The sequence below is a fragment of the Actinokineospora sp. HUAS TT18 genome (assembly GCF_051364635.1).
GTDB lineage: Bacteria > Actinomycetota > Actinomycetes > Mycobacteriales > Pseudonocardiaceae > Actinokineospora.
Window position 1 is genome coordinate 6,995,798 of the sequence record NZ_CP195645.1, and the last position, 18,803, is coordinate 7,014,600.

The 18,803-nt window shown below is 66.0% G+C and carries 23 protein-coding genes; 10 read left to right on the plus strand and 13 right to left on the minus strand.

Annotated features, from left to right (window positions below):
* Positions 1–164 precede the first annotated feature (164 nt).
* Positions 165–665 (plus strand): hypothetical protein, encoded by a 501-nt coding sequence (locus tag ACSHT8_RS32630; RefSeq protein WP_436495582.1) that lies wholly within the window; start codon positions 165–167, stop codon positions 663–665.
* Here ACSHT8_RS32630 and ACSHT8_RS32635 read toward each other — a convergent pair.
* Positions 636–1,415: a transposase family protein gene (locus ACSHT8_RS32635; protein ID WP_436495584.1), complete on the minus strand. Its 780-nt coding sequence runs from the start codon at positions 1,413–1,415 to the stop codon at positions 636–638. The two genes, ACSHT8_RS32630 and ACSHT8_RS32635, sit on opposite strands and share 30 nt — an antisense overlap.
* 156 nt (positions 1,416–1,571) lie before the next feature.
* Between ACSHT8_RS32635 and ACSHT8_RS32640 the strand changes: the two genes are divergently transcribed.
* A complete protein-coding gene (locus ACSHT8_RS32640) occupies positions 1,572–2,174 on the plus strand; it encodes a hypothetical protein (protein ID WP_436495586.1) in 603 nt (200 codons plus the stop codon).
* Positions 2,175–2,214: 40 nt separating this feature from the next.
* Here the strand turns inward: ACSHT8_RS32640 and ACSHT8_RS32645 are convergent, their stop codons facing one another.
* A complete protein-coding gene (locus ACSHT8_RS32645; RefSeq protein WP_436495588.1) occupies positions 2,215–2,901 on the minus strand; it encodes a hypothetical protein in 687 nt (228 codons plus the stop codon).
* A 548-nt stretch (positions 2,902–3,449) separates the two neighbouring features.
* Between ACSHT8_RS32645 and ACSHT8_RS32650 the strand changes: the two genes are divergently transcribed.
* Together ACSHT8_RS32650 and ACSHT8_RS32655 are read left to right on the plus strand one after the other, a co-directional pair.
* Positions 3,450–4,001, plus strand: a complete 552-nt coding sequence (locus ACSHT8_RS32650; RefSeq protein ID WP_436495590.1) for a hypothetical protein — start codon at positions 3,450–3,452, stop codon at positions 3,999–4,001.
* 101 nt (positions 4,002–4,102) lie between these two features.
* Entirely contained in the window at positions 4,103–4,426 is a 324-nt protein-coding gene (locus tag ACSHT8_RS32655) for a hypothetical protein (RefSeq protein ID WP_436495592.1), read from the plus strand.
* Between the two features lie 29 nt (positions 4,427–4,455).
* On the opposite strand, the gene ACSHT8_RS32660 is transcribed toward ACSHT8_RS32655, so the two are convergent.
* Positions 4,456–4,851, minus strand: coding sequence for a hypothetical protein (locus ACSHT8_RS32660; protein WP_436495593.1), 396 nt, complete (start codon positions 4,849–4,851; stop codon positions 4,456–4,458).
* An 88-nt stretch (positions 4,852–4,939) separates the two neighbouring features.
* Positions 4,940–5,407 (minus strand): helix-turn-helix domain-containing protein, encoded by a 468-nt coding sequence (locus tag ACSHT8_RS32665; RefSeq protein WP_436495595.1) that lies wholly within the window; start codon positions 5,405–5,407, stop codon positions 4,940–4,942.
* A 191-nt stretch (positions 5,408–5,598) separates the two neighbouring features.
* Between ACSHT8_RS32665 and ACSHT8_RS32670 the strand changes: the two genes are divergently transcribed.
* Positions 5,599–6,342 (plus strand): hypothetical protein, encoded by a 744-nt coding sequence (locus ACSHT8_RS32670; protein WP_436495597.1) that lies wholly within the window; start codon positions 5,599–5,601, stop codon positions 6,340–6,342.
* A gap of 195 nt (positions 6,343–6,537) precedes the next feature.
* Here ACSHT8_RS32670 and ACSHT8_RS32675 read toward each other — a convergent pair whose 3' ends face one another.
* From ACSHT8_RS32675 to ACSHT8_RS32690, 4 genes are all read right to left on the minus strand, one after another.
* The gene (locus ACSHT8_RS32675; protein ID WP_436495599.1) at positions 6,538–7,212 is read right to left on the minus strand and encodes a DedA family protein; all 675 of its coding nucleotides are present in this window, start codon (positions 7,210–7,212) and stop codon (positions 6,538–6,540) included.
* A 169-nt stretch (positions 7,213–7,381) separates the two neighbouring features.
* Positions 7,382–8,398, minus strand: a complete 1,017-nt coding sequence (gene lipA, locus ACSHT8_RS32680; RefSeq protein ID WP_436495601.1) for a lipoyl synthase — start codon at positions 8,396–8,398, stop codon at positions 7,382–7,384.
* Between the two features lie 46 nt (positions 8,399–8,444).
* A complete protein-coding gene (locus ACSHT8_RS32685) occupies positions 8,445–9,368 on the minus strand; it encodes an oxidoreductase (RefSeq protein WP_436495603.1) in 924 nt (307 codons plus the stop codon).
* Between the two features lie 53 nt (positions 9,369–9,421).
* Positions 9,422–9,946, minus strand: a complete 525-nt coding sequence (locus tag ACSHT8_RS32690) for a hypothetical protein (RefSeq protein ID WP_436495605.1) — start codon at positions 9,944–9,946, stop codon at positions 9,422–9,424.
* A gap of 122 nt (positions 9,947–10,068) precedes the next feature.
* On the opposite strand from ACSHT8_RS32690, the gene ACSHT8_RS32695 reads away from it, so the two are divergent.
* From ACSHT8_RS32695 to ACSHT8_RS32710, 4 genes are read left to right on the plus strand one after another with little or no spacing between them, the layout of a single operon-like run.
* The gene (locus ACSHT8_RS32695; protein WP_436495607.1) at positions 10,069–10,680 is read left to right on the plus strand and encodes a TetR/AcrR family transcriptional regulator; all 612 of its coding nucleotides are present in this window, start codon (positions 10,069–10,071) and stop codon (positions 10,678–10,680) included.
* Positions 10,681–10,733: 53 nt separating this feature from the next.
* Positions 10,734–11,786, plus strand: coding sequence for a hypothetical protein (locus tag ACSHT8_RS32700; protein ID WP_436495609.1), 1,053 nt, complete (start codon positions 10,734–10,736; stop codon positions 11,784–11,786).
* The gene (locus tag ACSHT8_RS32705) at positions 11,779–12,303 is read left to right on the plus strand and encodes a hypothetical protein (RefSeq protein WP_436495610.1); all 525 of its coding nucleotides are present in this window, start codon (positions 11,779–11,781) and stop codon (positions 12,301–12,303) included. The genes ACSHT8_RS32700 and ACSHT8_RS32705 overlap by 8 nt, the downstream gene beginning before the upstream one ends.
* 43 nt (positions 12,304–12,346) lie before the next feature.
* Positions 12,347–12,772 (plus strand): hypothetical protein, encoded by a 426-nt coding sequence (locus ACSHT8_RS32710; RefSeq protein WP_436495612.1) that lies wholly within the window; start codon positions 12,347–12,349, stop codon positions 12,770–12,772.
* On the opposite strand, the gene lipB is transcribed toward ACSHT8_RS32710, so the two are convergent.
* The 5 genes from lipB to lpdA form a co-directional block, all read right to left on the minus strand.
* Complete coding sequence (gene lipB, locus ACSHT8_RS32715) at positions 12,765–13,499, minus strand: lipoyl(octanoyl) transferase LipB (protein ID WP_436495614.1); 735 nt, start codon at positions 13,497–13,499, stop codon at positions 12,765–12,767. The two genes, ACSHT8_RS32710 and lipB, sit on opposite strands and share 8 nt — an antisense overlap.
* Complete coding sequence (locus tag ACSHT8_RS32720) at positions 13,496–14,083, minus strand: phosphatase PAP2 family protein (RefSeq protein ID WP_436495616.1); 588 nt, start codon at positions 14,081–14,083, stop codon at positions 13,496–13,498. The genes lipB and ACSHT8_RS32720 overlap by 4 nt, the downstream gene beginning before the upstream one ends.
* Entirely contained in the window at positions 14,080–14,964 is an 885-nt protein-coding gene (locus ACSHT8_RS32725) for a TIGR01777 family oxidoreductase (RefSeq protein ID WP_436495618.1), read from the minus strand. The genes ACSHT8_RS32720 and ACSHT8_RS32725 overlap by 4 nt, the downstream gene beginning before the upstream one ends.
* Positions 14,965–15,067: 103 nt before the next feature.
* Positions 15,068–16,786 (minus strand): 2-oxoglutarate dehydrogenase, E2 component, dihydrolipoamide succinyltransferase, encoded by a 1,719-nt coding sequence (gene sucB / locus ACSHT8_RS32730; protein ID WP_436495620.1) that lies wholly within the window; start codon positions 16,784–16,786, stop codon positions 15,068–15,070.
* A gap of 50 nt (positions 16,787–16,836) precedes the next feature.
* Entirely contained in the window at positions 16,837–18,207 is a 1,371-nt protein-coding gene (gene lpdA / locus ACSHT8_RS32735) for a dihydrolipoyl dehydrogenase (RefSeq protein ID WP_436495622.1), read from the minus strand.
* A 172-nt stretch (positions 18,208–18,379) separates the two neighbouring features.
* Between lpdA and ACSHT8_RS32740 the strand changes: the two genes are divergently transcribed.
* Positions 18,380–18,724 (plus strand): oxidoreductase, encoded by a 345-nt coding sequence (locus tag ACSHT8_RS32740; protein WP_436495624.1) that lies wholly within the window; start codon positions 18,380–18,382, stop codon positions 18,722–18,724.
* The last annotated feature ends 79 nt before the right edge of the window (positions 18,725–18,803 follow it).

The window sequence follows — 18,803 nt, forward strand, 5'->3', positions numbered from 1 at the left end:
TTGTCAACTGTCGTCGGCGTACTGGTCGGCATCTGTGCGGGCTCCTCGTGTGGACGACCTCTGCGATCAGAACGTCACCGCGGTCGACACAGCCTAGGACTGACCGATGGACATCTCGCCGGAGTCATCGTTAACCGGTTGCTTGGCAGAACTACCATCTAAGAATGTCGCAGCCTACGCCCACGAGTGTGCCCGTTCCCGATGAGCTGACGATGAAGCGGCTCGGCTATATGAAGTTGTTTCACCAGCAAGCCACGACGCAATCATTCGCGCCACCGCCGCTCAACTTCTCGGCCGTATCCATGTTCTACGACGTCATGGAGCTTTTCTTTGTGATTGCGATGGGGCACTATTGTGCTCAGGATAACGTCGATCTGTCGAAGCCCTTCTCGAATAACTTGAAGGTCTACATAGCTCCCGATGGCGCCAAACTCTCGAGCCGTGAAGCGGAGCGTCGACTCAGCAGTGTTCGCCACAGTTTCAAACATGATGGCGCTGTGCCGAACTCGGACCAAATAGAACAAGCTCGTCGTGACACGGCCGTGTTCCTCGAAAACAACTGCCACCGAGTGTTTGGTGTTCAGTACGCCGACATCTCGATGCTACACATCGTGCCACAGGATATTGAGCCCATTTCATCCTCTGGTGGTCTCGTGGTTCTGTAGGACGTGGATGGCTTTGGCCAGTCGGCCTGCGCGGCGTGGGCAGCAGCGGAGTTTGCGCAGGATGCGCCAGGTCTTGAGTTGAGCGTTGGCGCGTTCGCCGGGACCGCGGAGCCGGGCGTGGGCGCGGTTGGCGTCTTTCTGCGATTCCGGCTTGTTCCGACCCCTGTAAGGGGTGATCACGTGCCTGCCCGTGGGGTCGTAGCCGTGGTAGCCCTTGTCGGCCAGGGCGATCAGCCCTGCGTCGCGGAGGGCGGCGAGGATGTTCCAGATCCGAGCCGCGGCGGTGTCGTGGGTGCTGCCCGGCAACTGGCCCGAAACCCACAAGATCGCCCCTTCCGGTGAGGCGATGACCTGCAGGTTCACCCCATGGATCTTGTGCTTGCCGGAGTAGAAGGGGCGGTCGGCGGCCACCCGGTCGATCGGGATCAGCGTGCCGTCGACCACCACGTAGGCCACGCCCGCCCGCTTGGCCGTGCGCAGCGCGGTCCGCAGCTTCGGTGCCCGCCGCGCGAGCAGTTCCACGGTCTCGTCCACATACCGCCAGCAGGTGGTGGTCGACACGCCGAACCCGGCACCGACCTCGGCGAACGGCTCACCCTTGCGCAGATACACCAGCACCAGCAGGGCCTGCTGGCCCGGGTTCAACACCCGCCACCGCGACCCGATCTCAGCGCGGTGGGCGCGGATCAGGCCGGACACGAAAGTCAGGGTCGCATGCGACACGGGCAGCGCGGCACGGTAGAACAACATCTGAAGCCCCTGGGCGCAACTGGACGATCTTGGTCGAAAGTCCTGCTACCAGGGGCTTCGCCACGCCCAGACGCCGCCACGCCGACGGCCATCAACACGTGATCACCAGAAGTCTTGCCCACCAACACATCCACCTCAGGATGAAATGGGCTCATTGTGCGCGAACACCTGAAGGCTGGCCGGGCGGCCGTGGACGCTGGTGACCTAAAGTCTGGCATGGGCCAAGTCGCGATCGCATTCGATCTGCTTATAGCTCAGTGGGGTGCCAGCAAATATCTGTCGGGTGACGCATTCCAGACGAGCGGCTTCAAGTCTCAGCGCGAGTACGTCTACGACAGGCGAATCAGTGTATATGGTGGCGAACGGGAGGCTCGCAGAGCAGTCGATGGGATCGTTAGTGCTATGACAAAAGAGTTTCGTGAAGTCGATAGCCAGCTCGAGATGATGCGCCAAGTGATGCGCCTTCAGGTTGCTGGCATCGATATGCCGAATTACGTGCGTTTTGCGATGCTCGCGCCCGCGGTTGCTATGCAATCAGGAGGTGGACGCTCCACTTACGACCGAGGCGGGCGGCTACACTACTCTAACGAGAACTACGATTTTTGCGAGTCATTTGTGGTTGACTCTGCCCTGCGCATTGGGCGCAGTGATTTCGTGCTCTGGTTTCCTCGAACCTTTGGTGAATACAAGGAAGCGGAAGCGGCGATGGAAGCAAATGGCGGCCGGCTGCCGGGGGATTTCAGTTCAGGTGCGAGTTAGATGGTGGCTCATCGCAGACCGGAGGTAAGTGATCGCGCGTTTAGTCGTCACTGAATGACAGGCGCTCGCCACCTGAGAGTGTTTGCATGATGGCGTTGCCAGTGTTGGTCAAGACGTAAGCTGACTGTCCAGCAAGTCCGCCATAGGTGTTCTTCCAGCTATCGCTGATGACATTGAACGACAGGAGTGACGACAGGAGGATTTCCAGGACCAGCGTTAGGTGCGGCACGTCCTGCTGTAGCCGGTCGACCGTGGCTCCCGGCTTCCCTTCGTTGCCCGAAGGGTCAAGTTCAGGGGGCAGTTTCGCCAGGCGGCTGATAGCTTCGATCAGCTCAAGGTGTTCTTCTTCAAGCTGGTCAATCAGTCGGATGAGAACGTTGGCGACGGTTCGTTGCTGGGGTTTGGCCTCTACGGCACCCTGCATGATCGCAGCGAATGCGTTGCGCTTACTTTGCAGGCGGCTTGATCGAACAGCGCTAATGGCGCGTTGCCAGAGTTCTGCCAAACCTTCGTCGTCGGAGAGCTTCTGCACAACTCGGCTGAACTCGATATTTAGGCCCAGTATCACTGCTTCCAGCGTCTCGATAGCCCGATTATCCTTGCGTCTCTCTAGCCCGTTGAGTACCTCAACCGCAGCCGATCCCGCAACGGGGATGGAGGCGACCCCACCCTTTAGTAGTACCTTGGCGAGTAGCTTTGCGTCGCTACGCCGTGACTGATGTGTCATTTGACCATGATACAGCCGGAATTCACCTGTGTGGGATCTCCATTGGACGGGCTACCGGATAGATTGGGTACGGCGCCGATCGTGTATTGGTTCGCGCAGCCCTAAGGGTGCACAGTTGCCGGGTGGTTTCATTCGGTATCAAAGGATCCTGTCGTATTCGATGAAAATGATCCGGAGCGGACTCCTGTCCTTAGATCGCCGATGATAGTCCAGAGGGCAATTTCAGTGGGCTAAACGAGTGAACCTTAGTCGCATCCGTAACGCCGGTGCAAGGCGTCCGACAACCAGGCATGAGCCGTGGAGGCGAGCAGCGATCGTATACGGCTTCGGTGGTCATGGGGCTCATCGTCATCGGAGTAGCTATTCGTGTTGCGTTCACCGGTAGGCGCTCCGACCCGGAACCTGCAGATCCCGCTGCGCCAACGTTGGAGCTTGCCGGGTCTGAGTCGCGAGATTCAGTGGATACGCTTCAGAGACCCTTGGATGATGGCCGGGATTTTCGATTGCTCCTGACGGTTGTCTCTGGAGTAGCGCTTGGGGTAGGGGCGGTGGCGCTTCAGAAGCTGATCGGACCGTCCGACTCAGGTCAGTGGCGAGTGACTGGATGGCTACTGTGGATGGCAGCCACCCTTTCTGTGATCCTGGTCTATCTGGCAACGCTTTCCGGATCGAAGCATGTGAAGAACGAGATCGACCTACCGCACACCGCTGCATTGTTCGCGGTCTTCCTTTCTCAATGCGCGCTGTTCTCGGTGATCATCGTATTCGATGGCATGCAGATGATTCGAATTTGGCTTGTCGCCTTCTCGGTCTTCAGCCTCGCCGCGGTTGTGGTGATCGTGATGGTGGTAAGTCATCTCTCGGCCTGGTGGCGCTACCCAACCCGTGGACCGGCATTCAAACACTATCGCAATGGACAGATGGGGGACGTGATTTCGGCAGGCGTCACGGCGGTATGGCCAACCGCGTACTTGCTTCTCACTACCGCGACGTCGCCCGTGGTCGCGATCGTGATGGCCTGCATAGCTGTGGCAACCATGGTAAGCGCTTGCATTATCCAGCATTTTGGAAGAATGAAATTGCGTCGCCTTCTGGAATAGGATCGGCATTCTAGCTTAATGTTGTCGATCTCGCTGATTGGCGACGGTCGAAGATCTAAAATGGATTATTGTCTGTATCGGACAGATGGATTGGAAGTTACATGCGCTACCTTGCAACGCTCACTTTGGACTACAGCGCGGCGCGTAACCACAATATGCGCGCTCAGTTGATGAACGCAATATGTCAAGCCGGATGGAGCTATGCTGAGACATCGGCGCTGTATATCGAATGTGACAACTTGGATAAAATCCGCCTCGGGCTGGAAATGCTCGCTCGCGCTGTGCAACTTCCCGGTACGCTTTCAGCACTGAATCTTCAGGTTCAACTGGTTGAGGAAGATAGAGACCCTCCTGCTGCGGCAAATCATCCCTATGCTCTCGACAAGACACTTGCTCTTCCACTCCCGAGTGCGCCGAGCGTTTAGGCCTGACAGGGAAATCCCTTCGTCGCCTACTACTTCCCGCGACCGCCGCGGTTGCCAGTCGATCCGCTTGACTTGGTTGCGGTTGTTGTCGACTCCTCTGGCTGGGACTCGGTGACCACAGCCTCATCTGTCTTTGTTGCAGTTGGCCCGAGCACCTTGGCGATGGCGGCCTTCCGTTCTTTCAAGCGACGTTCTTCCTCTTCGATTCCGGCCATAGCCTGACCGCGGACTTCTTCGTCGGCGAGCTTGTGATCTACCCAGTTGCGCAGTGCTTGTTGGCCGACTTCGTTCACGGTCTGTCCCGTGATGCCTCGAATACCTTCAACCTGCTCCCGGAGTCCTGAATCAATCCGAGGCGCGAACACCACTTGCTTGTTGCCTTCGCTTGTCATTGGTGGCGTCATGTCCGGTATTTGTTCTTCCATTCAACTCCCTTCGATTGTTAGATGTGATATCCAACGGTCATTTATAACCCAAAGGGTGCGTGATTGCAACGAGTATTTGCACCCTAGGTTATTGCAGGCTGTGCCAATCATGCGGGCCGCGCATCTTTACGCCTCGTTTGAGCAGTTGGTTCCGAATTCCATCGGGGCTTGCACCAATCCGTTCGGCAATAGTTGCTTGCGACATGCCTTGCTCGTACAGGTTGACGGCGAGATCAATTTCATCCTTGGTGAGGCGGCGTTTCCGAGCTTCCACGCCGTGAGCCTTAAGGATCTTGCTGACGGTGAGTCGGTGGATACCGAACCGCTCGGCTACCTCCCGGGTTGAGGCACCGGCCACGTACGCGTCGATCAGAGCCAGGGCGCGTTCGCCCTTGAGTTGCTTTGCGCGGCGAGGCATGGCAGCCCGGGGCTTGCCCGATTCCGACGAACCGTCTAAATCGGGCAATTGGGATATAATGGACCTCAGGTGGGAAAGTTGTTGCGCTGGGTTCCAGTGGGGCGGCTTGTCGCCCACCATGTAGGTCTCATCAACCACGTCCGACGATGGCAATATCACCGGACGTGGATTGTTTGCTCCCGGTATCCGCGCGCAGATTGGCGACATGATCGACCATGCTGCAGCATGCGAATGGTTTGCCACCTTTTGCTAGTGGCCAGTAGTATTGACTAATGCCAGAGCGATCCTGGGCGTGGAGTCGCAGAATAACCTGGGGCGAGGGGCGAAGTGTGCCGCTCGACTTCGGTAAAGAACTATGGAAATGGGATGTTTCTCGGTTCGAAAGCGCCGACGGAATTCGTGAATCGTTAACGCGCGCGGGTGGTGATTACGATGACGACTCGATTTTGTTTGAGGCAACCCACACGCTTGTTCTCGACGTCGTCGATGCGGCGGGAGGGGTTGAACAGGCACACCAGCGGTTCCATAACGCTGTAGGCGACATCCACGGCGCCTACAGTCGGGTCAGGTCCAAACTTGGGGATTTACCAGAGGGTGGCGGGATGGCAGACCCATCTGTGGAGCTAGCCTGGTACGCACTTGAGGAACTGCTGGTGTGGGTCAGGGCGTTCGATGATCGCTTGACTCGGAAGGCTGTTGACCGGCGCTACAAGGCCGATCAGGGACTCATTCCAGCGCTGGCAGATGGGCCTCGGCGAGACGCCATAATTCGGGCTAGGTCCAGCCTGCTGCAGGGCGGAATTCGTGAGGTGCGTTATCTAGCCGGCCTGAGTATTCACATGCAATCTAGTCAGGCTGGTTCGAAACGTAGTAGCGTCAGGTCGGGTGCGATGGTGCTTCCTTTCCCGGATCACGTGGACGGGCCGATTAGTCACAGGTGGCAACTGACTTACTCCGACGGCCGAGACGCTGTGTCGTTCGCTGATATCTTGTGGCGCTCTTTGGAGCGGTTCATGGAGGATATGATTGCGGCTTTTGAGGACCATGTTCCTGAACGGTTCAGGCAAGAATGAGACTTGCACATGCAGGCCGAGAAGGTCGCGGACGTGGCGCGGAAGGTCGCGGACAACGTCACTGAGCAAGACCAGGTGCAGAAGGCGATAGACGAGGCACGGAAGCGGGCGGCGCGGGTTGCGGCTCGGGTGAAGTAAAGCGAAAGCGGCCGTCCACCCCGGTAGGGGCGGACGGCCGCTCGCGATCTTGTGGGGTCAGCCGACCGGGTCCAGGTCCTGGTCGGACCGAACGGGCTCGGCCACGATCGCCGGGGCCGCAGTGGCCTTCTTGCGCTTCTTGACCAAGTGCACCGTGACGCCGATGACGACGACCGCGCCCAGCAGCACCAAGCCGCCCGTGGAAAGCATGCCCTCGATGCGCTTGGCGGCCTTGCCCAAGGCGGCGCCGATGCTGATGTGGATGGCGGACCAGCAGGCCGCGCCCGCGACGACGGCGGGCAAGAACTTGCGGTACGGCAAGCCCGACGTGCCCGCCGCGGCCGGCGTCAGCGTTCGCACGACGGGCATGAAGCGGGCGAAGAACACCGCCCACGCACCCCGGCGCTTGAGGATGTCCGCGGCCTTGTCCCAGCCCTCGGTGCCGTACTTCTGGATGAGCTTGGTCTCGCGCAGGCGGGGGCCGTACTTGCGGCCGATGAAGTAGCCGACCGAGTCGCCGATGCCTGCGCAGACGGTCACGATGGCCCAAAGGATCAGGAAACGCGGGACGCTGTTGACGGTGGTGGCGGCGACGAGGAGGCCCCCTTCGCCGGGGGCGATGAAGCCGAGGCCGATGGTGCACTCGGCCAGCACCAAGCCGCCGGTGGCGGCGACTAGGGCGGGCTGCGGCAACGCCTGGAGCCATTCGAGCACGTCGGTAACCACGGCCACGGTGGAGATCCCCCTCATACGACAGCGCCGGTCCCTCCGGCGCTGTGAAGTCTGTCGTTTGGAGGAAGCCTGGCATAACCGGGTTCCCTCTGAGATCGCCCTGAGATCTGACCGAGGGGTCAGCCCTGAGGCGGATACCTGATCAGACGCGTGAGGGGCAGAGGGGTTGCTACGCCTGGGGTGCGACGCGCTGCATCAGGGCGCTGATCTCCTGGCTCGACGAGCCCGCCTCCGCCAGGTGGCGCAGGTTCTCCGGGACCGACTCGCCGCGGTGTTCGACGGCCTGGGTGTAGAGCCTGCCCGCGCGGTACGACGAGCGGACCAAGGGGCCCGCCATGACGCCCGCGAAGCCCAGCGACTCCGCGGTTTCCTTGTGCGCCAGGAACTCTTCCGGCTTGACCCACCGGTCGATCGGGTGGTGGCGCAGGCTCGGACGCAGGTACTGAGTGATCGTGATGATGTCGCAGCCCGCGTTGTGCAGGTCGGACAGCGCCTCGGTGATCTCCTCGGGGGTCTCGCCCATGCCGAGGATCAGGTTCGACTTGGTCACCAGGCCGTACTCGCGTGCCTGGGTGATCACGTCGAGCGAGCGCTCGTAGCGGAACGCGGGGCGGATGCTCTTGAAGATCCGCGGCACCGTCTCCAGGTTGTGCGCGAGCACCTGCGGGCGCGAGCCGAACACCTCGGCCAGCTGCTCCGGCACGGCGTTGAAGTCGGGGATCAGCAGCTCGACACCCGTGCCCGGGTTCAGCGCGTGGATCTGGCGGACCGTCTCGGCGTAGAGCCACGCGCCGCCGTCCTCCAGGTCGTCGCGGGCGACGCCGGTGATGGTGGAGTAGCGCAGGCCCATCGCCTGGACCGACTCGGCGACGCGGCGGGGTTCGTCGCGGTCGAGGTCGGCGGGCTTGCCCGTGTCGATCTGGCAGAAGTCGCAGCGGCGGGTGCACTGCTCGCCGCCGATCAGAAAGGTGGCCTCCCGGTCTTCCCAGCACTCGTAGATGTTGGGACAGCCCGCTTCCTCGCACACCGTGTGCAGGCCCTCGCGGCGGACCAGGCCCTTGAGTTCACGGAACTCCGGGCCCATCTTCGCGCGGGTCTTGATCCACGACGGCTTCTTCTCGATCGGCGTCTGGCTGTTGCGCACTTCCAGGCGCAGCATCTTCCGACCTTCAGGTGCGACTGTCACGCCCGTCAGGTTACGCCCAGGGTTCGCGTGACCGGTGTCACCCAGGTCACGTCGGGTCCGGCGAAACGCCGGTCAGGGTCGCGGTGCGCTCCCACAATGTCCGGCCGAGGTCGGGGTTGAGCGCCGCAGCCCTCGGTTTCGCCAAGGCGGGCGCGCCGAACAGCTCGCCCGGGCCGGACGGTCCCCAGTACTGCCCGCCCTCGACACCGGGCGCCACCGCCGCGTAGAGCTGGGGGAGCGCGCCGCGTTCGACGGACTGGGTGACGAGCTTGTTGCCGACGGCGACGACCTTGGCCGCCACCGCGCCGAACGGGCCACGCAACCGGGCCGAGTTGGTGGCGAGGCTGGTGTCGGTCATGCCCGGGTGGGCGGCGACGCTGAGCACCGCGTGGCCCGCCGCGCGCAGCCGCCGGTCGAGTTCCATGGCGAACAGCAGGTTCGCGAGCTTCGACTGGGAGTACGCGCCCGCGGCGCTGTAGCGGCGGCGCTCGAAGTTGAGGTCGTCGACGTCGAAGCCGCCGCCGCGGTGGGCGATGGACGACAGGGTGACCACCCGCGCGCCCGGCTTCGCCCGCAGCGCGGGCATGAGCAGCCAGGTGAGGGCGGCGTGGCCGAGGTGGTTGGTGCCGATCTGCAGCTCGAACCCGTCGACTGTCGTGGAGGACGGCGTGCCCATGATGCCCGCGTTGTTCATCAGCACGTCGAGTCGATCGCCGGTGCGCTCGCGGACCTCGGCGACGGCCTTGCGGACCGACGCCAGGTCGGCGAGGTCGAGTTCGAGCAGCTCGGCCGGGCCGTCGATGGTCGCGATGGCGGCCCGCCCGCGTTCGATCGAGCGGCAGCCGACGAGCACGTGCGCGCCGTGTTGGGCGAGGACCTGGGCGCTGCGCAGCCCTAGACCGGAGTTGGCGCCGGTGACCAGGACGGTCTTGCCGCCCAGGTCACCGATGTTGTCCGCAGACCACGTCATCGTGCCCTCCTCGCTTTCCCACCGACCCTAGGGCCGGCGGGCTGAGATCACGCTCAGGCGCTGGCGACGAGCCTGCGCAGCAGCTGCTCGACCGGGTTGCGGCGCTTGCCTGCGACCCGGTCGGGCGCGCTGCGCACGAGCGCGGTGAACGCGGCGCCGACCCTGGTGATCTCGGCCTTGGCCTCGTGCGGCTCGGCCAGCCCGGCGGCCAGCGCGAGCATGCGCTGTTCGCTCTCCAGGGCCGGGCGCAGCAGCTCGGGATAGGTCAGCTCGGCCTGGTCGACCAGCCTGCGCAGCGCCGGGTGCTCGGCCGCGGCGGTGCGCCATGCCTGCGACACGGCATCGACCACGTCGATCGAGGCGTCGCGCTCGGCCTCGGCCTGCGCGAGGCCGACCCGGCCGGTCAGCTTCAAGGTCCAGCGGTAGTGCAGCGCGAGCAGCAGCTCTTCGTGACTGCTGAACACGTCGGTCACACCGGGCACCTCCGCGTACGGCAGTGCCTCTTCCGGCGTGCGCGCGGCGTGCGCCACCACGGCGTCCATCGCGTCTCGCCTGCGGTAATAGTCGTTCCAGCTCATGGCCCCTGGCTCCCCTCCGTGACCTCGGCCATACCGTGGGTTTCCGGCATACCGTCGGTACGGAACCGATAAGGCCAAGCTACCACGAGTACGTACCGACGGTATGTCGTACCGTTGTGAATATGACGACAGCGCAGTCGCGGAGAGTCGACTACAGCGAAAGCACCAGGCAGGCCCTGGTCGACTCCGCTGTCGATTTGTTCACCAAGCGTGGTTACGCGGCCACCTCCCTCGACGCCATCGCCAAGCGGGCGCGGGTGACGAAGGGAGCTCTCTACCACCACTTCTCCGGCAAACAAGCCCTGTTCGAGGCCGCTTTCCGGTCGGTGGAGGCCGCGGTGATGGCCCGGCTCGGCGAGGTCGTCGCGGGCCCGGGGGCGGCGTGGGACCGGGTGCTGGGCGGGTTGAAGGCTTATATCAAAATCTGTATGGAACCGTCCTATCAGCGCATCGCCATCCATGAAGGACCGGTGGTGATGGGATGGGAACGGTGGCGTGAGGCTGAGGAACATTACAGTTACGGGATCGTGAAATCCGCGCTCGAATCACTGATCGAGGCGGGGGAAATCGACGAAATGCCCGTCGAAGTGACCACGCGGATACTCTTCGGCGCCCTTTCCACCGGCGCGACGATCATCGGCGCCGCCGCGGACGCGAAGAAGGCGGCGGCGGACGTGATGTTCACCATCACGAAGGTGCTGGAGGGTCTGCGGAGGGCTCCGAGCGACGGTTAACGGAGGTAGCGTCACCTGCGATCTCTCGTTGAGAGAAATCCTGGGGAGAGACGATGCCCGAACCGACCGCGGACGTGGTCCGCGCGCCGTTCACCGACAGACCCGCGTTATCGGACCCGACCACCGCGATCCTGCTGAAGCCCAAACAACGCGCGCACCACCTCATGCTGGTGACGAGTTTGTTCCTGGGGCTGATCCTCGCGCTGCAGCTGCTGGTCCTCGCGATGTCGGACGACCCGGTGCGGACGTTCTTCACCAGCACCGTGTGGTCGGCAATCACCGTCGCGGGGATGGTGGCGCAGTACGCCATGGTGCGACCGGTGCCCGCGGTGGTCGCGCTGCTCGGTGCGCAGGCTTGGCGGCCGGTCGGTGCGCGGGTCGTGCGCGGCACATCCACCTGGCTGGAGCGCAGCGTTGTCGAGGTCGATGGGAAGTTGCTGCGACTGACGGGGGCGTCGCCAGCGCACCTCGCGGTGCTCGCCCGGAGCGGCATGGTGTGGCTGGTCGGGCCGGACGCGCGAGGCAGGGCGGCGGTGCGGATCGAGGGCTCCCACGAGGCATGGCTTGCCCAAGTGGTGGGTGGTCCGGTCGAGCCTGCGCGCCTGCCGGATGTGGGCGCGGATGTGACGGCTGGGTGGACCACCTGGCTGCGGGGGCGGACTCGGCTCGCGCTCGTGGCCTTGGCCTTGATGGCAGTGGGGATGCTGGTGGCGTTGGTCATTCTCACCGAGAGCGCCTGGTGGCAGGCTCTCGTGATTGTCGCGACCGTCGGTGCGATCGCCGGTGCCGTCGCGTGGCGGCTATCGCCGCTGCGGGCGAACGCAGGGTTGGCGGCGCTGCTTAGCGCGGGGGTGTGGGTCCAGGTGTCCGCTTCGTTGGCGCCGTGGCAGGCGCGGTTGGGCGGGTTCGCGAAGGCGACGGCGACGCTTCGGCTGGCGGATGGGCGGGTGTTGGTCGCGGAGATGGCGGCGGCGCCGGTTGATCTGCTGGGGACCGTGTGGGACACCGGGGCGCTGTGGGTTGTGGGGGAACCGGTGCCGGGGGCGACCGTCGCGGTTGGGTATCCCGGGTATCCGCTGGTGACTGCGGCGGTGATCAATGGCTGACGCCGTGATCTTGGCGGAGCCACGGCTGGATCAGCCGGTCTTGGCCAACCCCACCACGCTCCAGTTGGTGACCACTGCCGGGCAGGTGCGGCGGCGGGTGCTCATCGCGGCGCCGCTGTCATGTGTGGCCCTATTCGGGAGCTACCTGCTCTATCCCGCGGAGTCAGGTCTACGGCCTTTGCTGGTAGCGGGCATGGTTGGCCTGGTCGTGATCGGCTATCTCGTTGTCGTGCCGCCGCTGCCGGACCGGGAGTTCCTGGCTCAGGTCCCGTGGCGGCAGGTGTCCGCGCGGGTGGTCGGTGCCTTCCGGATCGAAGTGGATGATCCGCTCGTGCCTGCCGTGCGTTCGCTCGCGATGCCGGGGCCGCATCGCGGCGTGGTGGCGCGGACCGGGCGGGTGTGGCTCGCCGGGCCGGATCGGCGTGGGCGGGGTCGTGGTGCGTGTGGAGGGGTCTCGGGTCGTACATCCGGTTCGCCGGGTCGACGCTGGGCCACCACGGGGCGCGGCTCACCGTGATCAGGCGACGGTGATACGGCAGACGGCTCGAAGGATGAGCGCGATGCCGGTGCTGATCGTCCTGGGGCTGCCAGGCGGCTACACCTTGCTCACCTCGGCCACCTTCACCCGGCCACTGTCATTCTTGATCCTCGCAGGGGCCATGACGATCGTCATTTGCGTCGTGATCAGGCACCGGTTCGCGTCGTGTCGGTTGCCGTGGCTGATTGACGCGGGCGAGTGGACTCGGGTCGAGGTGCGGGTGTCGAGGTGGGAAGCGCGGCAGGACCTGACGGTCGACACGCACCTGGCAATTCGGCGTGCGGACGGGGCGATTCTGTCCGCGCGGATGCGGGCCGCGACGGGCGACCTGGTGACCGCCGTCGCTGAGACCGGGGTGCTGTGGGTGGCCGGGGAGCCCGCGCCCGGACGAACCGTGGCCGTGGGCTACCCCGGCTACCCGCTGCTCACGGTGGCGCGGATCAGCTGAGGGCGAAGGTGACGCCGGGGCTCGTCGGCTCCGGCTTGGGCAGCCAGTGGTCGGCCACCGGCAGCGTGCCCTCCAGCGCCTTCAGGACCGCCTCGCGGGCCAAGGGGAGGACCTCGGCGACGGTGACCTGGCGGCCGAGTTCCAGGGTGAGCGAGGTGACGCCCGCGTCGCGGATGCCGCAGGGGACGATGCGGTCGAAGGGGCTCAGGTCGGCGTCGCAGTTGATTTCGAATCCGTGCATGGTGACGCCGCGTTGGACGCGGATGCCGATGGCGGCGATCTTGCGTTCCGGGCGGGTTGCGTCGGCGGGCAGCCACACGCCGCTGCGGCCTTCGACGCGGCCGGTCGTCAGGCCCAGGGTGGCGCACACCGAGATCAGGGCCTCCTCGACGCGGCGGACGTACTGGACGACGTCGACCGGGTCGGACAGCTTGATGATCGGGTAGCCGACCAGCTGGCCGGGGCCGTGCCAGGTGATCTTGCCGCCGCGGTCGACGTCGATGACGGGGGTGCCGTCATCGGGGCGCTCGTCCGGTTCGGTGCGCTTGCCCGCGGTGTAGACCGACGGGTGTTCCAGCAGCAGGAGGGTGTCGCCGCCGGTCTCGTCGGCGCGGGCGCCCGCGAGTTCTTTCTGCAGGTCCCACGCCTGGAGGTAGTCGATGGTGCCGACCTCGCGCACCTCGACCGGGCGGTCGTCCGCGCGACAGGAGATGTTCGCAATGCTCACGCCGCGACCCTACGCTGCGCGGGCAGCAGCCGGAGCGCGCGGGCGGTGAGCAGCCCAACGCCCGCCACGCCGAGGGTCGCGCCGACGACGTCGGTCAGCCAGTGCACATCGAGCAGCACCCGGCACATCGCCGCGATGACGACGGTCAGCACGGCGCCGAGGAGCACGGTCCTCAGCCGCTCGCGGGCCAGCCACGCGCACAGGACGGCGGCGGTGAAGCCGACTGACGCGACCGACACGACGTGGCCGCTGGGGAAGCTGAAATCGGGGTAGTCGGTCGGTCGGGTCCGCTCGAACAGCGGCTTCACCAGCGACACCGCCCGACACGCGGCCAGCAGCACGATCGCGCGCAGGAACAGGCTCGCCCGCGCCCGCACCACCAACGCCGCGACCAGCAACGCCAGCGCGGCGACAGCGGGCAGGACCGGGCCGAGAACGTTGGTCACGACCGACGCGACCTGGACGGCGGGCCCGCCGCCCACGGCGTCGGCGACGAACCGGTCGACCGTGGGCGGCTGCCCGGAAACGGCGATGCCGAGCAGCACGAACACGAGCACGAGGCCCGCGCCCATGCGGATGATCATCGGTTCTCGACGGCGGCCAGTGCGTCGTCCACCGAGGTGAAGGTGAAACGGAAGCCGTTGTCCAGCAACACCTTCGGCGTGACGCGCAGGGTCATCAGCACGCCGTCGGACAGCTCGCCGAGAACTGCCTTCAACGCGAACGACGGCACCTTGAAGATCGCGGGCCGGTGCAGCGCCTTGGCGAAGGCGGCGGTGAACTCGGCGTTCGTGGTCGGGATGGGGCTGGCCAGGTTGACCGGGCCCGCGATGTCGCCGGTCAGCAGGAACATCATCGCGGCGATGTGGTCGTCGATGTGGATCCACGGCATGTGCTGGCGGCCGCTGCCCAGCTTGGCGCCCAGCGCGAGGAAGAACAGCGGGCGCAGGGGGCCGAGCAGGCCACCCTTGCGGGCGAAGACGGGCGCCGTGCGGGTCAGCACGACCCTGGTTCCCGCCGCGCGGGCGGGCTCGGTGGCGGCCTCCCAGCGGACGCACAGGTCGGCGAGGAAGTCGCGGCCCGGGGCAGTGGTCTCGTCGGCGACGCGGCCGCCGGTGTCGCCGTAGTAGCCGACCGCCGAGGCGTTGATCAGCAGCGGGACGCCTTTGGCGGCGATCTCGGCGGACAGGACCTCGGTGGGTTCGATCCGGCTGTCGAGCAGCACCTGTTTGCGGGCCTGGCTCCACCGCCGGTCGCCGATCCCGGCGCCGCACAGGTTGACCACCGCGTCGGCGCCGTCGAGCGCGTCCGCGTCGATCCGGCCCGCGGGTGGGTCCCACCTCCGCTCGTCGGGGGCGTGCGGGGTGCGCCGCACCAGGCGGATCACCTCGTGGCCGTCCTTGCGGAGCCTGGCCACCAGTGCGGTCCCGATCAGGCCGGACGAACCGGCGACGACTACGCGCATGATCCGATCGTCCCGAATATCCCGCGTGGACGCACGGTCGGGGTCACCCTGGAACGCGGAGTGGGCCGCCCCCGAAGGAGCGGCCCACTCAGCTGACGTGCTGTTACAGCCCGAGGTCGCCCTCGAATGCGCCTTCCTCAAGGCGGTTCTTCACCGCGGTGAGGAAGCGGCCCGCGTCGGCGCCGTCGACCAGGCGGTGGTCGTAGGTCAGCGCCAGGTAGACCATCGAGCGGATGGCGATGGTGTCGTCGCCGTCCTCGTTGGTCACCACGACCGGACGCTTGACGACCAGACCGACGCCCAGGATGCCGACCTGCGGCAGCTGGATGATCGGGGTGTCGAACAGCGCACCCTGGCTGCCCAGGTTGGTCAGGTTGAACGTGGCGCCGAACAGCTCGTCCGGGGTCACCTTGTTCGCCCTGGTGCGGCTCGCCAGGTCGTTGATCTTGTGCGACAGGCCGCTGATGCTCAGGTCACCCGCGTCGCGGATGGCCGGGGTGAGCAGGCCGCGGTCGGTGTCGACGGCGATGCCCAGGTGCTCGGCGCCGTGGTAGACGACCTCGGTGGCGTCCTCGTTGATCGACGCGTTCAGCTTCGGGTGCTGCTTGAGCGCCTCGACGGTGGCCTTGGCGAAGAACGGCAGGAACGTCAGCTTGACGCCCTCGCGCTGCTCGAAGGCCGCCTTCGACTTGGCCCGCAGCTTGGCGATCTTGGTCACGTCGACCTCGACCACCTGGGTGAGCTGGGCGGCGGTCTGCAGCGACTCGACCATGCGGCGCGACACCGTCTGGCGCAGGCGCGACATCTTCTGCGTGGTGCCACGCAGCGACGCGTCGGCCGACGGGGCCTTGCTCGCCGGGGCGGCGGCCGCGGGAGCGGCGGCGGCCGGGGCGGGCTTGGGCGCCTTGGCGGCCTCGGCCGCGGCGAGCACGTCCTGCTTGCGGATGCGGCCGCCGACGCCGGTGCCCTTGACCGAGCCCAGGTCGATGCCGTTCTCCGCGGCGAGCTTGCGCACCAGCGGGGTCACGTACGGCGCGCCGTCGTTGTTGGCCGCGGCGGCCGGAGCCGGAGCGGACGCAGGCGCGGCCGGGGCCGGAGCAGCAGCGGGCGCGGGCGCCGGAGCAGCCGCGGCCGGAGCCGGGGTCGGCTCGGGAGCCGGAGCGGCCTTCGGGGCCTCAGGCGCGGGAGCCGGAGCCGGAGCAGCGGCCGGAGCCGCGCCTGCCGCGCCGATCACACCGAGCTTGCCGCCGACCTCGACGGTCGCGTCCTCGGCCGCGGAGATCTCCAGCAGCGTGCCCGCCACCGGCGACGGGATCTCGGTGTCGACCTTGTCGGTGGACACCTCCAGCAGCGGCTCGTCGACCTCGACGGTCTCGCCGACCTGCTTCAGCCAGCGGGTGACGGTGCCCTCGGTGACGCTCTCGCCCAGCGCGGGCATGGTCACGTCGGTGCCCTTGCTGTTGCCGGTCGGCGCGTCGTCGGACGGCGCGGGACCCTCGGCGGGCGCGGCCTCGGCCTGCGGCGCGGGCTCGGCGGCAGGCTCAGGCTCAGCGGCCGGAGCCGGAGCCGGAGCGGAGTCCCCAGCACCATCACCGATGACAGCGAGCTGCGCGCCGACGGCGACGGTCTCGTCCTCCTGGGCGACGATCTTCTGCAGGACACCCGCGGCGGGCGACGGGATCTCGGTGTCGACCTTGTCGGTCGACACCTCCAGCAACGGCTCGTCGACCTCGACGGTGTCGCCCTCTTGCTTGAGCCACCGCGTGACGGTGCCTTCGGTGACGCTCTCCCCGAGCGCCGGCATCTCAACGGAGAACGCCATGGTTTCGTGGACTCCTCGTGACTTCTTCTGCGTTGGTCTGTGGGCTGGTGTCAGCCGTGCACGTGCAGGGGCTTGCCTGCGAGGGCGAGGAAGGCCTCGCCCAGGGCCTCGTTCTGGGTGGGGTGCGCGTGGATGAGCGGCGCGACGTCCTCCGGGTAAGCCTCCCAGCTGTAGATCAGCTGCGCTTCACCGATGAGTTCGCCGACCCGCTCGCCGACCATCGTCACGCCGACGACGGGGCCGTCGGGCGCCTTGACGAGCTTGATGCCGCCACTGGTCTTGAGGATCTGGCTCTTGCCGTTGCCCGAGAGGTTGTAGACCAGGGTCTCGGCTGAGCCGTACTTCTCCTTGGCCTGCGCCTCGGACAGGCCCACGGAGGCCACCTCCGGGTTGCAGTAGGTGACCTTCGGGATGCCCGCCTCGTCGATCACCTTCGGGTTCTGCCCGGCGATCTCCTCGGCGATGAAAATGCCCTGCTGGAAACCGCGGTGGGCCAGCTGCAGGCCGGGCACGAGGTCGCCGACGGCGAAGACGCCGGGCAGGTTGGTGCGCAGGCGGTCGTCGGTGAGGACGAAGCCGCGCTCCATGGCCACGCCCGCCTCCTCGTAGCCGTGGCCCGCGCTGTTGGGGCCGCGGCCGACGGCGACGAGCAGCAGGTCGGCATCGAAGGTCTCACCGGACTCCAGCGACACGGTGACCGAGTCGTCGGTCTGGGTGGCGCCGGTGAAGCGGACGCCGGTCTTGAACTTGATGCCGCGCTTGCGGAACGCGCGCTCCAGCTGCTTGGAGGCCCACTCGTCCTCCAGCGGGACCAGCCGGGGCAGCGCCTCGACGATGGTCACCTCGGCGCCGAAGGAGCGCCACACGCTGGCGAACTCGACGCCGATGACACCGCCGCCGAGCACGACGACCTTCTCCGGCACGTAGTCGAGGTTGAGGGCCTGGTCGCTGGTGATGATCCGGCCGCCGATCTCGAGGCCGGGCAGCGTCTTGGCGTAGGAGCCGGTGGCGAGAACGACATTCTTGCCGGTGTAGCGGGTGCCGTCGACCTCGACGGTGGTGCCGCCGACGAACTTGCCGGTGCCTTCGACGACGGTCACCTTGTTGGCCTTGAACAGGCCCTGCAGGCCCTTGTGCAGGCCGGCGACGATGTTGTCCTTGTACGAGTTGACGCCGTTCATGTCGATGCCCTCGAGCGAGGACTTCACACCGAACTGGTCACCCTCGCGGGCGAGGTCGGCGACCTCGGCGGCGTGCAGCAGGGCCTTGGTCGGGATGCAGCCGCGGTGCAGGCATGTGCCGCCGACTTTGTCCTTCTCGACCAGGATGACGGAGAGTCCGAGCTCGGCCGCGCGGAAGGCGCAGGCGTAGCCACCGGACCCACCGCCCAGGATGACCAGGTCAGCGGACGTGTCAGTCACGGGATCTCCTCGACGGGCTCAAGCGTTGTTGTCGATGTGGGGACCGCGCGCGCGGCCGCCGCCACCACACGCCATCTTGTCACTATGGGACAGAGGGCTGCGAGGTGGCCGTTCTCTCGTGTCCCCCCAGGTCAGTTACTGGTCGGTATCCCTGGACAATGGCCTACAGACGATGTCTTCGGAGGTGTGGATCGTGGGGGTTTTCGACTCGCTGCGGCGCAAGCGCAAGCCCGGCGTTCTCCGTTCGGCGACGAAGGAGGACACCAGCCATCTCGACGACTGGGCGGCCAGCAGGCACGGGGTCGAGGCGTTCGTCGAGCCGAAGACCAACGTCACCGACACGACCGTGGTCCTCGTCGCGCACGACGGGGAGTGGACGCGGCGCCGGATCGCCAACCCGGAGGCCGCTTTCGCCTTCGCCAAGAAGCGGTCAATGCCGATCTACGAGGTCGCGCGCGTGGGCTACCCGCAGCGCATGCGCGACTACATGGCCAGGCAGAAGCGCGAAGGCAAGTAACGCGAAAGGGGCCCCTCATGAAGTGCGGGAGGGGCCCGTTTTCGATGTGATCACTCTGCGAACCGCCGCCTTGGGGGAA

Bases quoted from the DNA above. Each gene is read 5' to 3' on its own strand.
- ACSHT8_RS32720 (WP_436495616.1), bottom strand. From the start codon at position 14,083: ATGATCATCCGCATGGGCGCGGGCCTCGTGCTCGTGTTCGTGCTGCTC.
- ACSHT8_RS32705 (WP_436495610.1), top strand. From the start codon at position 11,779: ATGGCTGACGCCGTGATCTTGGCGGAGCCACGGCTGGATCAGCCGGTC.
- ACSHT8_RS32695 (WP_436495607.1), top strand. From the start codon at position 10,069: ATGACGACAGCGCAGTCGCGGAGAGTCGACTACAGCGAAAGCACCAGG.
- ACSHT8_RS32685 (WP_436495603.1), bottom strand. From the start codon at position 9,368: ATGACGTGGTCTGCGGACAACATCGGTGACCTGGGCGGCAAGACCGTC.
- ACSHT8_RS32635 (WP_436495584.1), bottom strand. From the start codon at position 1,415: ATGTTGTTCTACCGTGCCGCGCTGCCCGTGTCGCATGCGACCCTGACT.
- ACSHT8_RS32655 (WP_436495592.1), top strand. From the start codon at position 4,103: ATGCGCTACCTTGCAACGCTCACTTTGGACTACAGCGCGGCGCGTAAC.
- ACSHT8_RS32645 (WP_436495588.1), bottom strand. From the start codon at position 2,901: ATGACACATCAGTCACGGCGTAGCGACGCAAAGCTACTCGCCAAGGTA.
- sucB (WP_436495620.1), bottom strand. From the start codon at position 16,786: ATGGCGTTCTCCGTTGAGATGCCGGCGCTCGGGGAGAGCGTCACCGAA.
- ACSHT8_RS32700 (WP_436495609.1), top strand. From the start codon at position 10,734: ATGCCCGAACCGACCGCGGACGTGGTCCGCGCGCCGTTCACCGACAGA.
- ACSHT8_RS32725 (WP_436495618.1), bottom strand. From the start codon at position 14,964: ATGCGCGTAGTCGTCGCCGGTTCGTCCGGCCTGATCGGGACCGCACTG.
- ACSHT8_RS32710 (WP_436495612.1), top strand. From the start codon at position 12,347: ATGCCGGTGCTGATCGTCCTGGGGCTGCCAGGCGGCTACACCTTGCTC.
- ACSHT8_RS32690 (WP_436495605.1), bottom strand. From the start codon at position 9,946: ATGAGCTGGAACGACTATTACCGCAGGCGAGACGCGATGGACGCCGTG.
- ACSHT8_RS32630 (WP_436495582.1), top strand. From the start codon at position 165: ATGTCGCAGCCTACGCCCACGAGTGTGCCCGTTCCCGATGAGCTGACG.
- ACSHT8_RS32660 (WP_436495593.1), bottom strand. From the start codon at position 4,851: ATGGAAGAACAAATACCGGACATGACGCCACCAATGACAAGCGAAGGC.
- ACSHT8_RS32740 (WP_436495624.1), top strand. From the start codon at position 18,380: ATGTCTTCGGAGGTGTGGATCGTGGGGGTTTTCGACTCGCTGCGGCGC.